Origin of the sequence: Verminephrobacter aporrectodeae subsp. tuberculatae (assembly GCF_026127385.1) — a bacterium.
GTDB lineage: Bacteria > Pseudomonadota > Gammaproteobacteria > Burkholderiales > Burkholderiaceae_C > Acidovorax > Acidovorax aporrectodeae.
Window position 1 is genome coordinate 404,562 of the sequence record NZ_QZCX01000001.1, and the last position, 14,616, is coordinate 419,177.

General features: G+C 68.8%; 12 protein-coding genes. 5 read left to right on the forward strand and 7 right to left on the reverse strand.

Annotated features, from left to right (window positions below):
• The 3 genes from nirD to lysA all read right to left on the reverse strand — a co-directional run bounded on the left by nirD (nt 1) and on the right by lysA (nt 4,355).
• Nucleotides 1–402, reverse strand: coding sequence for a nitrite reductase small subunit NirD (gene nirD / locus D5041_RS01385; protein WP_265283691.1), 402 nt, complete (start codon nt 400–402; stop codon nt 1–3).
• Nucleotides 399–2,891 carry a nitrite reductase large subunit NirB gene (gene nirB, locus D5041_RS01390; protein WP_265283692.1) on the reverse strand — a complete coding sequence of 831 codons (2,493 nt, stop codon included), beginning with the start codon at nt 2,889–2,891 and terminating at the stop codon, nt 399–401. The genes nirD and nirB overlap by 4 nt, the downstream gene beginning before the upstream one ends.
• 216 nt (nt 2,892–3,107) lie before the next feature.
• Nucleotides 3,108–4,355, reverse strand: a complete 1,248-nt coding sequence (lysA, locus tag D5041_RS01395) for a diaminopimelate decarboxylase (protein ID WP_265283693.1) — start codon at nt 4,353–4,355, stop codon at nt 3,108–3,110.
• A 108-nt stretch (nt 4,356–4,463) separates the two neighbouring features.
• Between lysA and D5041_RS01400 the strand changes: the two genes are divergently transcribed.
• Nucleotides 4,464–5,432, forward strand: a complete 969-nt coding sequence (locus D5041_RS01400) for a LysR family transcriptional regulator (protein WP_265258572.1) — start codon at nt 4,464–4,466, stop codon at nt 5,430–5,432.
• 27 nt (nt 5,433–5,459) lie between these two features.
• Here the strand turns inward: D5041_RS01400 and coaD are convergent, their stop codons facing one another.
• Together coaD and D5041_RS01410 are read right to left on the reverse strand one after the other, a co-directional pair.
• On the reverse strand, nt 5,460–5,963 hold the full coding sequence (coaD, locus tag D5041_RS01405) for a pantetheine-phosphate adenylyltransferase (protein ID WP_010106259.1): 504 nt from the start codon (nt 5,961–5,963) through the stop codon (nt 5,460–5,462).
• 148 nt (nt 5,964–6,111) lie between these two features.
• Complete coding sequence (locus D5041_RS01410) at nt 6,112–7,836, reverse strand: DEAD/DEAH box helicase (RefSeq protein ID WP_265283694.1); 1,725 nt, start codon at nt 7,834–7,836, stop codon at nt 6,112–6,114.
• Nucleotides 7,837–8,089: 253 nt separating this feature from the next.
• Between D5041_RS01410 and ettA the strand changes: the two genes are divergently transcribed.
• The 4 genes from ettA (at nt 8,090) to D5041_RS01430 (ending at nt 12,443) form a co-directional block, all read left to right on the forward strand.
• Entirely contained in the window at nt 8,090–9,751 is a 1,662-nt protein-coding gene (ettA, locus tag D5041_RS01415) for an energy-dependent translational throttle protein EttA (protein WP_010107994.1), read from the forward strand.
• Nucleotides 9,752–9,909: 158 nt separating this feature from the next.
• Nucleotides 9,910–11,130: a DUF1631 family protein gene (locus D5041_RS01420; RefSeq protein ID WP_265283695.1), complete on the forward strand. Its 1,221-nt coding sequence runs from the start codon at nt 9,910–9,912 to the stop codon at nt 11,128–11,130.
• Between the two features lie 39 nt (nt 11,131–11,169).
• Nucleotides 11,170–11,775 carry an SIS domain-containing protein gene (locus D5041_RS01425; RefSeq protein ID WP_010107991.1) on the forward strand — a complete coding sequence of 202 codons (606 nt, stop codon included), beginning with the start codon at nt 11,170–11,172 and terminating at the stop codon, nt 11,773–11,775.
• A complete protein-coding gene (locus tag D5041_RS01430) occupies nt 11,772–12,443 on the forward strand; it encodes a BON domain-containing protein (RefSeq protein ID WP_265283696.1) in 672 nt (223 codons plus the stop codon). The genes D5041_RS01425 and D5041_RS01430 overlap by 4 nt, the downstream gene beginning before the upstream one ends.
• Before the next feature lie 20 nt (nt 12,444–12,463).
• Here the strand turns inward: D5041_RS01430 and D5041_RS01435 are convergent, their stop codons facing one another.
• Nucleotides 12,464–13,378 carry an NAD(P)-dependent oxidoreductase gene (locus D5041_RS01435; RefSeq protein WP_010107987.1) on the reverse strand — a complete coding sequence of 305 codons (915 nt, stop codon included), beginning with the start codon at nt 13,376–13,378 and terminating at the stop codon, nt 12,464–12,466.
• A 78-nt stretch (nt 13,379–13,456) separates the two neighbouring features.
• On the reverse strand, nt 13,457–14,593 hold the full coding sequence (locus D5041_RS01440) for a PilT/PilU family type 4a pilus ATPase (protein WP_265258566.1): 1,137 nt from the start codon (nt 14,591–14,593) through the stop codon (nt 13,457–13,459).
• Nucleotides 14,594–14,616 lie beyond the last annotated feature (23 nt).

Sequence of the window (14,616 nt, forward strand, 5' to 3'; positions counted from 1 at the left end):
TCATGCCGCGGCCGCGGACCGCGCGGGACCGGCCCGCGGCCGGGTGAATTCGGTCGCCAGGTTCGCCAGCTCGTGCGCGTCGAGGTAGACCGCGCCGTCATCCACCTTCACCGCGAACTTCGGCGTGCAGCCCTTGTCGGGCGCCGCGGCCTGCCCGTCGCACAGGCCGATGCTCCAGTTGTGCAGGGGGCAGGCGACCTGCGTGCCGAACACGATTCCCTGGCTCAGGGGCCCGCCCTTGTGCGGACAATGGTCGAGCAGCGCAAAAACGCCTTCGGCGTCGGTGCGAAAGAGCGCCACGTCCAGCCCCCGGGCGCGCGCCACGCGGCGCGCGCCGAGCACGGGGATGTCGTGCACGCGGCAGACGAGCTGCCATGCGGCAGCGGGAGGGTGGGTGCTCATGCGCAGGGTCCTTGGGCTGCCGCGGGCTCGCCCAACGGGGTGAACTGGCGCAGGTCCAGCGCGGCCTTTTCGGGCTCGAACCAGGGGTCGGGCTCGTCGGCCAGCGCAAACTGCAGTTCCTGCCACAGCGCCTTGCGGCCTGCGGGGTCTTGCAGGATGCGCTTTTTCACGTAGTCCAGGCCCACGCGGCGCACGTAGTGCACGCTGCGCTCCAGGTACCAGCCCTCCTGGCGGTAGAGCTCGCAAAAGGCCCCGGTGTACTCGAGCACCTCCTCGGCGGTCTGGAGCTTGGTGAGGAACTGCGCGACCTCGGTCTTGATTCCGCCGTTGCCGGCGACGTACATCTCCCAGCCCGATTCGACGCCGATGATTCCCACGTCCTTGATCCCGGCCTCGGCGCAGTTGCGCGGGCAGCCGGAGACGGCGAACTTGACCTTGTGCGGGGCGTACATGCGCCACATGGCGCGCTCCAGGTCCTTGCCCATCCGGGTGCTGTCCTGCGTTCCCATGCGGCACCATTCGCTGCCCACGCAGGTCTTGACCGTGCGCAGGGCCTTGGCGTAGGCGTGGCCGCTGGGCATGCCGATGTCCTTCCAGACATTCACCAGGTCTTCCTTCTTCACGCCCAGCAGGTCGATGCGCTGGCCGCCCGTGACCTTGATCGTGGGGATGCGGTACTTGTCCACCGCGTCGGCGATGCGGCGCAGCTCGTCGGCCGTGGTCTCGCCGCCCCACATGCGCGGGACCACGCTGTAGCTGCCGTCCTTCTGGATGTTGGCGTGGCTGCGCTCGTTGATGGCGCGGCTCTGCGGGTCGTCGCGCGCCTGCTTGGGCCAGGTGCTGATGAGGTAGTAGTTCAGGGCCGGGCGGCAGCTGGCGCAGCCGTTGGGCGTGCGCCACTCCAGAAACTTGAATACGCTGTCCATGCTCAGCAGCCGGTTCGCGCGGATGGCGTCGCGCACCGCCTGGTGGCCGTGCTCGGTGCAGCCGCACAGGGCCTGGGTCGCGGGCGTTGCCGAGTAGTCGCCGCCGGCGGTGAACATGATGATCTGCTCGACCAGCCCGGTGCACGAGCCGCAGGATGCGCTGGCCTTGGTGTGCTTGCGCACCGCGTCCAGCGTGAACAGGCCCTGGTCCCGGATGGCCTTGCAGATGCTGCCCTTGGTCACGCCGTTGCAGCCGCAGACCTCGTCGCCGTCCTGCAGCGCGGCGGCCCGGCTCTGGCCCTGGTGGCCGGTGTCGCCGAGCTGCGTTTCGCCGAACATGAGCCGGTCGCGGATTGCGCCCACGCCGCGGCCGTCGCGCAGCAGCTTGAAGTACCAGCTGCCATCGACCGTGTCGCCGTACAGGCAGGCGCCCACGAGCTTCTCGTCCCGGATCACGAGCTTCTTGTACACGCCGCCGCAGGGGTCGCTGAGAACGATTTCCTCGGTTCCGGCTCCGCCCTGGAAGTCGCCCGCAGAGAACAGGTCGATTCCCGTGACCTTGAGCTTGGTCGAGGTCTGCGAGCCCTGGTAGCGGCCGATGCCGAACTCGGCCAGGTGGTTCGCCAGCACCTTCGCCTGCTCGAACAGCGGGGCCACCAGCCCGTAAGCGACGCCGCGGTGCGCGGCGCATTCGCCCACGGCGTAGACGCGCGCGTCGGTGGTGCTCTGCAGCGTGTCGCTGACCACGATGCCGCGCTCCACGTGCAGGCGCATCCGCTCGGCGAGCGCCGTTTCGGGGCGGATGCCGACGGCCATCACCACCAGATCGGCGGGCAGCTCGCTGCCGTCCTTGAAGCGCACGGCGCGCACCCGCCCGGCAGGCCCGTCCCCACCGCCACGTGCGTCGCCGACGAGCGCCTGCGTCTGCGCGCCCATGAGAAAGCGCATGCCGCGCTCCTGCAAGGACTCTTGCAGCATCCTGCCGGCGACGCCATCGAGCTGGCGCTCCATGAGCCAGTCGCTGGCGTGCACCACGGTGACCTGCATGCCGCGCTTCATCAGGCCGTTGGCCGCCTCCAGCCCGAGCAGGCCGCCGCCGATCACCACCGCCTGCCGGTAGGTCGCGGCCGCGTCCATCATGGCCCGGGTGTCGGCAATGTTGCGGTACGCCAGCACGCCCTCGAGCCCGCTGCCGGGGACGGGCAGCATGAAGGGCCGCGACCCCGTGGCCAGGACGAGGCGCTCGTACCCGGCGCTGATCACCTCGCCCGCGTCGCTGCGCGCGCTCACCACGCGGCGCGCGCGGTCCACCTCGGTCACCGTGCAGCCGGCGTGCAGGCGGATGCCGTGCCCGGCGTACCACGACCAGTCGTTGAGGATGATCTCGTCGATGCTCTGCTCGCCCGCGAGCACCGGCGACAGCAGGATGCGGTTGTAGTTCGGGTGCGGCTCGGCGCCGAACACCGTGATGTCGTACAGATCGGGAGCCACCTTGAGCAGTTCCTCGAGCGTGCGCACACCGGCCATGCCGTTTCCCACGAGCACCAGCTTGGGTTTCTTCATCGGGCCTCCGTCGCTTGTCAATCGCCTGCGCGCTGCGCAAAACAAGAAAGGCGTCCACGCGATGCGGCTTCGGATGCCCGATGCCGCATGCGGGGACGCCTTCGTCCATACAGGCCCTTTGTGCGCCGTTGCACTGCCAGGCCCTCGCCCTCGTCGTGCAAGGCCCGTGCCAGATTTTGCGCACCACCATGGGGCGCGCGCACCTTTCTCAGCGCCTCAGAGCCCCCTCTCCAGCGCCAGCAGTTCGTCCACCGTCTGGCGGCGGCGGATGGGCCGGACCTGCGCGCCATCGACCAGCACCTCGGCGATCAGGGGGCGCGTGTTGTAGTTCGAGGACATGCTCGCGCCGTAGGCCCCCGTGTCATGGATCACCAGCAGGTCGCCCACCCGGGCCGCGGGCAGCTCGCGCGGCAGCACCACGCCGCCCTCGTCCTGCGTGAACACGTCGCCCGATTCGCACAGCGGGCCCGCGACCACGCTGGGACGCAGGGCGCCAGCGTCCGCGGCGTCGCGGCGCAGCAGGCTCATGGCGTGGTAGCTGCCGTACATCGCGGGCCGCATGAGCTCGTTGAAGCCCGCGTCCACCAGCACGAAATGCTGGCTGCCCGCGTTCTTCGTCGCGCGCACCTCGCAAAGCAGAACGCCCGCCTCGGCCACCAGGTAGCGGCCCGGCTCGATCTCCAGCCCCAGCGCGTGGCCGACGATGGCCTCGGCCTGCCGGCGCGTGGCGTCCCAGAGGCTGTGGTAGTGCTGCGTGTCCAGCACCGGGTCGGCGCTGCGGTAGGGCGTGGACAGGCCACCGCCCGCCGAGATGGCGTGCAGCCCATGCCCGGCCGCATGCACGGTGCGCACCCGCTCCAGCATGGCGCCGCAGACCTGGGCCAGGTGGCCGTAGTCCACGCCCGAGCCGATATGCATGTGCAGGCCCACGAGCTTCAGGCCATGCTGCCCGACGGCGGCCAGCGCGGCGGGCAGCTCGGCATGCCAGATGCCGTGCTTGCTGTGCTCGCCGCCGGTGTTCGTCTTGTTGCTGTGGCCATGGCCAAAGCCGGGATTGATGCGCAGCCACACGCCATGGCCGGGCGCGCGCGCGCCGAGCTGGTGCAGCATGTCGATCGATCCCGCGTTCACGGGGACGCCGTGTTCGAGCACGCAGTCGAGCGTGGCGGCGTCGAACAGGTCGGCGGTGAAAACGATGTCCGCGGGATCGCCCCCGGCCCGAAAGCCTGCCGCCAGCGCGCGCAGGATCTCGCCGCGCGAGACCGCGTCAACCCGCACGCCCTGCGCGCGCATGAGCCCGAGGACGTGGATGTTGGAGCAGGCTTTTTGCGCAAAGCGGATGGTGTCAAAGCACGACAGCTGCGCGATGCGCTGGCGCATCGTGGCCGCGTCGTACACCCACAAGGGGGTGCCGAAGCGGTCGGCCAGGGCACGCAACCGGGCGGGCGGGAAGGGATGGGGCATGGTGGGACTGCGCGGGAAGCTGTCGAGGGCCCGATCATGCCCGCGCCATGGCCCGCAGGCGAATGCCTGTCGTTCGATCGTCCATGCACCACGGATATGCTCCGGGGTATGACGGACGACAACAACAACATCAACACGCACACCCGGGCGCAGCCCCCTGCCGCACGCATCACCCACCGACATATCGAAGTCTTTCGCGCGCTGATGGTGGCGGGTGGCGCCACGAACGCGGCCGATCTGCTGTACAGCTCGCAGCCCACCGTGAGCCGGGAACTCGCGCGGCTGGAATTTCTGCTCGGTTACGCGCTGTTCGATCGCATACAGGGCCGCCTGCGCCCCACCGCGCGCGCGCTGACGCTGTGGGACGAGGTGCAGCGCTCCTGGACGGGGCTGGAGCGCGTCGTCGAGCACGCGCTCACGCTGAGTCGCCCGAACGCCGTGCAGTTGTCGGTGCTCTGCCTGCCCGCGCTGGCGCATGCCCTGCTGCCGGGCGCAGTGGCGCGGCTGCTGCACGAGAGCCCGCATGCGCGCCTGTCGATCACGCCGCAGGAGCCGCCCCTGCTCGAAGAATGGATGAGCGCGCAGCGCTTCGACCTGGGGCTGTCCGAGCACGTCACCGTCCCGCCGGGCACGCGCGCCGAGCGGCTGCTCACGCTCGACGAGGTCGCCGTGCTGCCCGCGCAGCATCCGCTGGCGTGCAAGGCCAGGATCGAACTGGCGGATTTTGCCCACGAGTCCTTCGTCAGTCTGTCCTCCGAAGACCCTTACCGGGGCCTGATCGACGCGCACTTTGCGGCTGCCGGCGTGGTGCGCAGCCTGCGCGTCGAGACGCACAGCGCGGCGGCCGTGTGCGCCATGGTGCAACAGGGTCTGGGCTTGGCCATCGTGAACCCGGTGACGGCGCTGGCCGCCGCCGGCGGGCAGCTCGTGCTGCGCCGCCTCGCGTTCTCGATCCCGTTCAACGTGACCCTCCTGCGGCCCCTGTACCGCCCGTCCCTGCCCGAGGTCGGGCCGATGCTCCAGGCCCTGCGCGCGCAAGCGGCGGACATCACCCGGCAGTTGCAGATCCTGACCTGACCGGGCGCCGGCCGACGCGCGCGCACTTCAGACCGGAGGGGCCAGGCGGCTCACCTTCAGCGCCAGCCGGTCCTTCACCGTGGACGATACGAACTTGTGCACCTCGCCGCCGAGCATGGCGATCTCACGCACGAAGGTGCTGCTGATGAATTGGTACTTGTCTCCGGGGGTGAGGAACACGGTCTCCACCTGGGGCATCAGGCTGCGGTTCATTCCCGCGAGCTGGAACTCGTAGTCGAAGTCGGTGACGGCGCGCAGGCCGCGCACCATGGCCTTGCCGCCGCGCGACACCACGAAATCGCGCAGCAGGCCGGAGAAGCTCTCCACCTGCACCTGGGGGTAGTGCCTGACTGCGTCGCGGACCATGTCGATGCGCTCGTCCAGGCTGAACAGGGTCTTCTTGTGGTGGCCCGCCGCCACGGCCACGATCACGCGCGCAAACAGCTGGGTGGCCCTGCGCACCACGTCTTCATGGCCCAGCGTGATGGGGTCGAAGGTCCCGGGGTAAACGGCGAGCACGTTCTGGGCCATGGCTGCATGTCTCCTGTCTGGCGCAATGTGGACGCCGCCCCCGGCCCCGGGGGGCGGGCTGCGTGCGCGCATTAATTATGCAGTGCGCCGAAACAGGCACCGGATTTCCCGCCGCGCGTGATCCGCGCGGGCGGGTGCGCTCCCGGTATCAGCGGTTGAAGCGCGGACCGCCGGGCCCGCGCAGGCCGCCGCCCCGGCCGCCACCCGCGCCGCCGCCGCCATGGCCACCACCTGCGGCGTTGCGATAAGCGCCGCCGCCCCGGCGACCGCGATCCGCCATGCTGTCCACGCTGGTGCGCATCGGGTCGGGCTGCGCCGCGCCACCCGCATGGCCTGCGCCGCGGTGGACCGGGTTCGCATGCCCGCCGCCGTGCGTTCCCAGGTGGGCGTTCGGGCGCGCGGGCTGCGCGTCGTCATGGCGGCCGCTGCCCTGTGGGCGCGGGCCGCGGGCCGCGGGCGCCGTGCCCCGCGCGCCGGCGCCGCTGCGCGCACCGCGGCCACCGCCACCCCCACCCCCACCCCCGCCACGGTTCGCAGCGCCGGCGGCCTGGCGCGGGCGGCGCTCGCCCTGGTCAGCCCCCTGGTCCGTCTTGTTGTTGCGCATGCGTTCGAGCATTTCGCTGCGCGCCGCCTTGGCCGCGGCCTGCATCACCTCGCGGCTCGGTGGCCGGCCCGCGCCGCCCCAGATGGTCTGGCGACCCATGGCAATCGGCTCGGCCTTCTCGCCCGGCTCGGGGCCAAAGCCCTCGATGAGCTGCACGGGAATCTGCTGCCCGGTAAAGCGCTCGATGGCCATCATGAAGCCCTCCTCGTCCATGCAGACCAGGCTCACGGCCTGGCCCGTGGCGCCGGCGCGGCCCGTGCGGCCGATGCGGTGCACGTAGTCTTCCGGGAGGTTGGGGATTTCATAGTTCACGACGTGCGGCAACTCGTCGATGTCGATCCCGCGCGCCGCGATGTCCGTGGCCACCAGCGCGCGCAGCGTGCCGCTCTTGAAGCCGGAGAGCGCCTGGGTGCGCGCGCCCTGGCTCTTGTTGCCGTGCAGGGCCATGGCCTGCACGCCGTTCTTGCTCAGGAATTCGGCGACGTTGTTCGCGCCGAACTTGGTGCGCGTGAACACCAGCACCTGGCTCCATTGGTTCTGCTCGATGATGTGCAGCAGCACCTGCTTCTTCCTGCCCCGGCCCACGGGGTGGATCACCTGCGCGATGCGCTGCACGGTGGTGTTGCGCGGCGTGACCTGAATGCTTTGCGGGTCCTTCAGCAGGCCGCTGGCCAGCTCGCGGATCTCGTCGCTGAAGGTGGCCGAGAACAGCAGGCTCTGCCGCTGCCGGGGCACCAGCGCGAGCAGCTTCTTCACGTCGTGGATGAAGCCCATGTCGAGCATGCGGTCCGCCTCGTCGAGCACCAGCACCTGCACGGCAGACAGGTCCACGAAGCCCTGCTGCTGCAAGTCCAGCAGGCGGCCGGGGGTCGCGACCAGGATGTCCACCCCGCGCTTCATGCGCTCGATCTGGGGGTTCATCCCCACGCCGCCGAAGACCACGGTGGAGTCGATGTCCAGGTACTTGCCGTACTCGCGCACGGATTCCTCGACCTGCGCGGCGAGCTCGCGCGTGGGGGTCAGCACCAGGGCGCGGATCCCCTTGCCGCCAAACTTGTTGCGCGGCGCGGCGCTCAGCGACAGGCGGTGCAGTATGGGCAGGGTGAACGCGGCGGTCTTGCCGGTGCCGGTCTGCGCACCGGCCAGAAGGTCGTGGCCCTGCAGAACGGCAGGGATGGCCTGCGCTTGTATGGGGGTGGGGGTTTCGTAGCCGGTTTCGTGTACGGCCTTGAGGATGGCGGGAGCCAGGTTCAGTTCGTCGAATGTCATGGTTTTGGATGCGCCCGTCCGGGACGCCGGGTATCGGCCTGTCGTGACAACCGGTGGGTTGACGAGCCAGTCTCAGGTCGATGGGGTTTTGGTGGGAGCCCGGAATCTGCTTCCTTGGTCCCCAGCAGCGTGCTGATGCGACAGGCAACTGGAGCCCGCCGCAGATGCGTATTGTCGCATGGTCCGATAATTGCGGGTTTGCACGCGCAATTTGCACGCGCGATTTGCCGCCCATTTTTGCAACGAGACCCCCATGGCCCAATACGTTTATTCGATGAATCGTGTCTCCAAGACCGTGCCGCCCAAGCGGCAGATCCTCAAGGACATCTCGCTGAGCTTCTTTCCCGGCGCCAAGATCGGCGTGCTCGGCCTGAACGGATCGGGCAAATCGACCCTGCTCAAAATCATGGCCGGCGTGGACAAGGAGATCGAGGGCGAAGCCATCCCCATGCCCGGGATCCGGATTGGCTACCTGCCCCAGGAGCCGCAGCTCGACCCCGGGCACAGCGTGCGCGAGAGCGTGCAGGAAGCGCTGGGCGAAGTGTTTGCCGCGAAGGCCAAACTCGAAGCGGTGTACGCCGCCTACGCCGAGCCCGACGCCGACTTCGACGCGCTGGCCGCCGAGCAGGCGCGCCTGGAGGCCGTCATCGCCAGCGCCGGAACCGATTCCGAGCACCAGCTCGAAATCGCCGCCGACGCGCTGCGCCTGCCCCCCTGGGACGCCCGGGTGGGCGTGCTCTCGGGCGGTGAAAAGCGCCGCGTCGCGCTATGCCGCCTGCTGCTGTCCAAGCCCGACATGCTGCTGCTCGACGAACCCACGAACCACCTGGACGCGGAATCGGTGGACTGGCTGGAGCAGTTCCTGCACCGCTTCCCCGGCACCGTGGTGGCCATCACCCACGACCGCTACTTCCTGGACAACGCCGCCGAGTGGATTCTGGAGCTCGACCGGGGCCACGGCCACCCGTACAAGGGCAACTACAGCAGTTGGCTGGAGCAAAAGCAGGCGCGCCTGGAGTCCGAACAAAAGGGCGAGGAGGCCCGCGCCAAGGCCCTGAAAAAGGAGCTGGAATGGGTGCGCCAGAACGCCAAGGGCCGCCAGGCCAAGAGCAAGGCGCGCATCGCCCGCTTCGAGGAGCTGAGCGACCACGAATACCAAAAGCGCAACGAAACGCAGGAAATCTTCATCCCCGTGGCCGAGCGCCTGGGCTCGCAGGTGATCGAGTTCCACAAGGTCAGCAAGTCATTTGGCGAGCGCGTGCTCATCGACGAGCTGTCCATGAGCATCCCCGCCGGCGCCATCGTCGGAATCATCGGCCCGAACGGGGCCGGCAAGTCCACGCTGTTCAAGCTCATCGCGGGCCGCGAGCAGCCCGACAGCGGCAGCGTCGTCATCGGCTCCACGGTGAAGATGGCCTTTGTCGATCAGCACCGCGACGCGCTGTCGAACGACAAGACCGTCTGGGAAGACATCTCGGGCGGCCTGGACATGATCAACATCGGCAAGTTCACCCTGGCCAGCCGCGCCTACGCAGGCCGGTTCAACTTCAACGGCGCAGACCAGCAGAAAAAGGTCGGCCTGCTCTCGGGCGGCGAACGCGGGCGCCTGCACCTGGCGAAGACGCTGATCGCGGGCGGCAACGTGCTGCTGCTCGACGAGCCCTCGAACGACCTGGACGTGGAAACCCTGCGCGCGCTCGAAGACGCGCTGCTCGAATACGCCGGCAGCGTGCTGGTCATCAGCCACGACCGCTGGTTCCTCGACCGCATCGCCACGCACATCCTGGCCGCCGAAGGCGACAGCCAGTGGACCTTCTTCAACGGCAATTACCAGGAGTACGAGGCGGACAAGAAGAAACGCCTGGGCGAGGAGGGCGCAAAGCCCCGGCGCATGCGCTTCAAGGCCCTGGGGTAAAACCCCTCCCGCAGGAGAGCCCCAGGCCCGTTGCATGCGCCGCGTGGGCAGGGGCGCAGCGCCATGGGAAATGGAAAAAGCCCCGGGATGGTCTTGCCATGGGTGGGTGGCTCCCGATATCCTTGGGGCCCCCTATGTTCCAGACTGCGACGCGTCCGATGAGCGCTTTCCAAGCCTGCATTGCCGACGCCATGCGCGCGAGCGATGCCCTGGTGCGGGAGCTGCTCAGGGTCGCGCAAGAGGTCCTGGCGGCCGACGCGCCCCAGAACCGCGATATCCGCCAACGCGACCTGCTCGATGACAGCCTGCGCCTGCTGAACCGGCACGAGGCCGACTTGGTCGGGGGCTACCCCCGGGCCCTGGCGGAAATCTGCGCCCAGAACCCGTCCGGCGCGAAGAACCGGACGGCGGTCGAAGACAGCGCGCCGGACCTGGACGAGCTCTCCCTCGTGGGCGAGGACGTCATACAGGCGCAGGTGGAGTTTTCCAAGGCCCGGCAATCCGTCCTGCGCGCCACCGACGAGGAGCTCAGCGAGCTCGACACGCTGATCAGTTCGGCGCAGGGCCTGCACAGTGTGCAGCCCGAGCGCAATCCGCTGCGGCCGGAAAACTACATCCGCGCCCTGCAGCAGGTGGTGGACGCGACCGGCGTGTCCGGCGAAGTCCGCCAGATATGGATCCAGCAGATGTGCCCCCCGCTCGGCAGGCTGCTCGCCGAGGAATACCAAAAGGTCGCCCGGAGCCTGTCCCAACAGGGCGTGCAACCCGTGAGCTACATGCTCATCGCAACGCCGTCGGGCAGTGTGCGCGGCGGCGCGGGCGGCGGCCATCCGGTGCCTGGCCCCGGTAGCCCTGGCCGCGGCCCCGGGCAGGCTGCGGCAGCGGCCGAGGAAGCGCTGCTCAGCCTGGACATCCCGCACCCGCTGTTCGCGGATGACGGGTCGGCGCCAGCCGTGCCGCCCGTGGCCGCAGCGGCGAGTCCGCAACCCGGCCCGACCGGCGATCCGCTGGACCTGGCGTTGGAAACCATGGAGGGCGTGGCCCCGACCGGGCAGTTGGAGCCACCGCACCTGGTTGAGGTTAAGGTGGAGGAAGCCGCACCAGCAGCCAGCGCAAAGCCGGCGCCCGACCCGCTGGCCGGCTTCGTGGTCGGCGCCTGGGTGGAGATCATGACCCACGGCCGCATGGTGCGCACCCAGCTCACCTGGGCCAGCGCGCAAGCGACGCTGTTCCTGTTTACCGCGCCCGACGCCAGCACGCAGTCCATGACGCGTCGCATGCGTGACAAGCTGGCCGCGCAAGGCGCGCTGCGCGTGCTGCCCGCAGCGCCGCCGAGTCCGCCCGCCGCGCGCCAGACGAGTGCGCATGGCCGCAGCTGAGCGCACGGCCGCAACCGGCAACGGGTATCATCGCTTGCCATGCCAGAGCAGTTGCAACGCATCCAACAACATTTCATCGACAGCGCGGACCTGAAGTACCAAGCCGCGCAAGCCCTGAGCCGTCCCATCGCCGCCGCCGTGCAAGCCATCCTGGCCTGCGTGACCAGCGGCGGCAAGGTATTGGCCTGCGGCAACGGCGCATCGGCCGCCGAGGCCCAGCAATTTGCCGCCTTTTGCGTCGCCGGCTTCGAGCGCGAGCGGCCCGAGCTGGCTGCCGTGGCCCTGACCTGCGACAGCACCCTGCTCACCGCCGCGGCGAGCGGCAACGCTGCGGCGCAACAGTTTGCCCGCCAGGTGCGGGCCCTGGGCCAGGCGGGCGACGTGCTGCTGGTCTTATCGGTCACGGGCAACGACGCCAACCTGCTCACGGCCGCCGAAGCGGCGCAGGAGCGTGGCATGGGCGTGCTGCTGCTGACCGGTTGCAGCGGCGGCAGGCTCGCGGCCATGCTGCGCGAAACCGACGTATTGATCAACGTGCCGCACGATCGCGCGGCGCGCGTGCGCGAAGTCCATTCCCTCGTGCTGCACTGTTTGTGCGACGGTGTGGACACGCAATTACTTGGTGAACAGGAGACTCTCCCATGATGAAGCAAACCATGAACCGTATCCACCGCAGCGCATGCACCGTGCTGGCCCTTGCAGCGTTGGCCGCATCGCTGTCGGCCTGCGCGCCGTTGATCGTCGGAGGCGCCGTGGTCGGCAGCGTGATGGCGCTCGACCGCCGCACCACCGGAACGCAAATCGAAGACGAAGGAATCGAACTGCGCGCGGCGAGCCGCCTGCGCCAGGCCCTGGGCGAGAGCGCGCATGTGAACATCACCAGCTTCAACCGCCAGGCGCTGCTCACCGGCGAGGTCGCCAGCGCGCAGGACCGCCAGAACGCCGAACGCATCGTGTCCGCGGTGGAGAACGTGCGCTCGGTGGTGAACGACCTGGCCATCATGCCCGGCAGCACGCTGGGCCAGCGCTCTACCGACACCCTCACCACGGGCAAGGTGCGCGCCAGCTTCGTGGACGCCAAGGACATCACGGCGAATGCCTTCAAGGTGGTGACCGAGCGCGGCGTCGTCTACCTGATGGGCCGCGTATCGTCGCGCGAGGCGCAACGCGCGACCGAGATCACCCGGGGCGTGGGCGGCGTGAGCAAGGTGGTGCGCGTGTTCGAGATCATTTCGGAAGAAGAGCTGCAGCGCATCGCGCCCCAGCCCTTGCCGGTGGACAAGGGCAACGGCACGGCGCCCACCGGCAGCTGAGATCCATCCCCGCCGGGAAATCAGCCCAGCCGCTGGATCAGGCTCGACGTGTCCCGGCGGCCGCCGCCCATCTTCTGGACGTCGGCGTAGAACTGGTCCACCAGCGCCGTCACCGGGACGCGCGAGCCATTGCGCCGGGCCTCGTCGAGCACCAGGCCCAGGTCCTTGCGCATCCAGTCCACGGCAAAGCCGAAGTCGAACCGGCCATCGACCATGGTCTGGCCGCGGTTGTCCATCTGCCAGCTCTGCGCGGCGCCTTGGCCGATGACTTGCAACACCTGTTGCATGTCCAGCCCGGCGTTGCGACCGAAGGCCAGGGCCTCGGACAGGGCCTGCACCAGCCCGGCGATGCAGATCTGGTTCACCATCTTCGCCAACTGGCCCGAGCCGCTCGCGCCCAGCAGCGTGCAGGCGCGCGAGAAAGCCATGGCCACGGGCCGGACGGTGTCGAAGGCCGCGGCGTCGCCGCCGCACATCACCGTCAGCAGGCCGTTCTGTGCGCCCGCCTGGCCGCCCGATACGGGCGCGTCCAGAAACTCCAGACCCTGTTGCCGGGCCGTCGCGCAGAGCGCGCGCGCGACTTCGGCGGACGCCGTGGTGTGGTCCACGAAGACCGCCCCGGGCCGCATTCCGGCAAACGCGCCGTCGGCACCCAGGGTGACGCTGCGCAGGTCGTCGTCGTTGCCCACGCAGCAGAAAACGATGTCCGCGCCCGCCGCCGCCGCGCGCGGCGTGGGCGCATGGATCACGGTCTGGGTGGCGGCGTATTCGGCGCACCAGGCTGCGGATTTTTCCGCGGTGCGGTTGTAGACGGTGACCGCATGGCCCGCCAGCGCCAGGTGGCCGGCCATGGGATGGCCCATGACGCCCAGTCCCAGGAAGGCGGTCTTGCGCGAGGGCGTGGCGTCGTAGTTGCGCGGGTTGGTGCTTGGCATGAATACAGGTCCGTTGCGGGGAAAAATGAGAAAGGGGAAGGGGAAAGGGACCGCGCTGCGGGGTGGTGGGCAGCGGGGTCAGACGATCCCCAGGTGTTCGGTGCCGGCGGCCAGGTCGGGGGACCTGGCGCGCTGGCTGTTGAGTTTGATCTGCAGGCGCAGGTCATTCACCGAGTCGGCGTTGCGCAGCGCGTCCTCGTAGCTGATCACGTTCTGCTCATACGCATCGAACAGCGCCTGGTCGAAGGTCTGCATTCCGAGGTTGCGGTTCTTCTTCATGATTTCCTTGATCTCGGCGACTTCGCCCCGGAAGATCAGGTTGGAGATCAGCGGCGTGTTCAGCATCACCTCGACCACGGCGGTGCGCCCCCTGCCGTCCTGTCGCGGGATCAGGCGCTGCGACACCATGGCGCGCAGGTTCAACGACAGATCCATCAACAGCTGGGTGCGCGAGTCTTCGGGGACGAAGTGGATGATCCGGTCCAGCGCCTGGTTGGCATTGTTCGCGTGCAGGGTGGCCAGGCACAGATGCCCGGTTTCGGAGAAGGCCACCGCGTGCTCCATGGCCTCCCGGTCGCGGATCTCTCCCATCAGGATCACGTCGGGCGCCTGGCGCAGCATGTTCTTCATGGCGACTGACCAGTTGTCGGTGTCCAGACCCACTTCCCTTTGCGTCAGCATGCAGTTCTTGTGCGGGTGCACGAACTCGATCGGGTCCTCCACCGTGATGATGTGGCCAAACGAGTGCTCGTTGCGCCAGTCCACCATGGCCGCCAGCGTGGTGGATTTGCCCATTCCCGTGGCGCCCACCAGGATGCACAGCCCGCGCTTGTGCATGACCACTTCCTTGAGCACCTGCGGCATTCCCAGGGCGTCTATGGTCGGCGGCATGAGCGGGATCGTGCGCAGCACCATGCCGACCCGGCCCTGCTGGATGAAGGCGCTCACCCGAAAGCGCCCGATGCCTGCGGGCGAGATGGCGAAGTTGCACTCCTTGCTGCGCTCGAAATCGGCCACCTGCTTGTCGCTCATGATGGAGCGAGCCAGCGTGAGCGTGTGGTTCGGGGTCAGGGGCTGCGGCGAGACCTTGGTCATCTTGCCGTCCACCTTGATCGCCGGCGGAAACTCTGCGGTGATGAACAGGTCGCTGCCATTGCGACTGAGCATCAGCTTGAGCAGGTCGTTGATGAATTTGCTCGCCTGGTCGCGTTCCATCAGAGTGGCTCCGGTATGCGCTG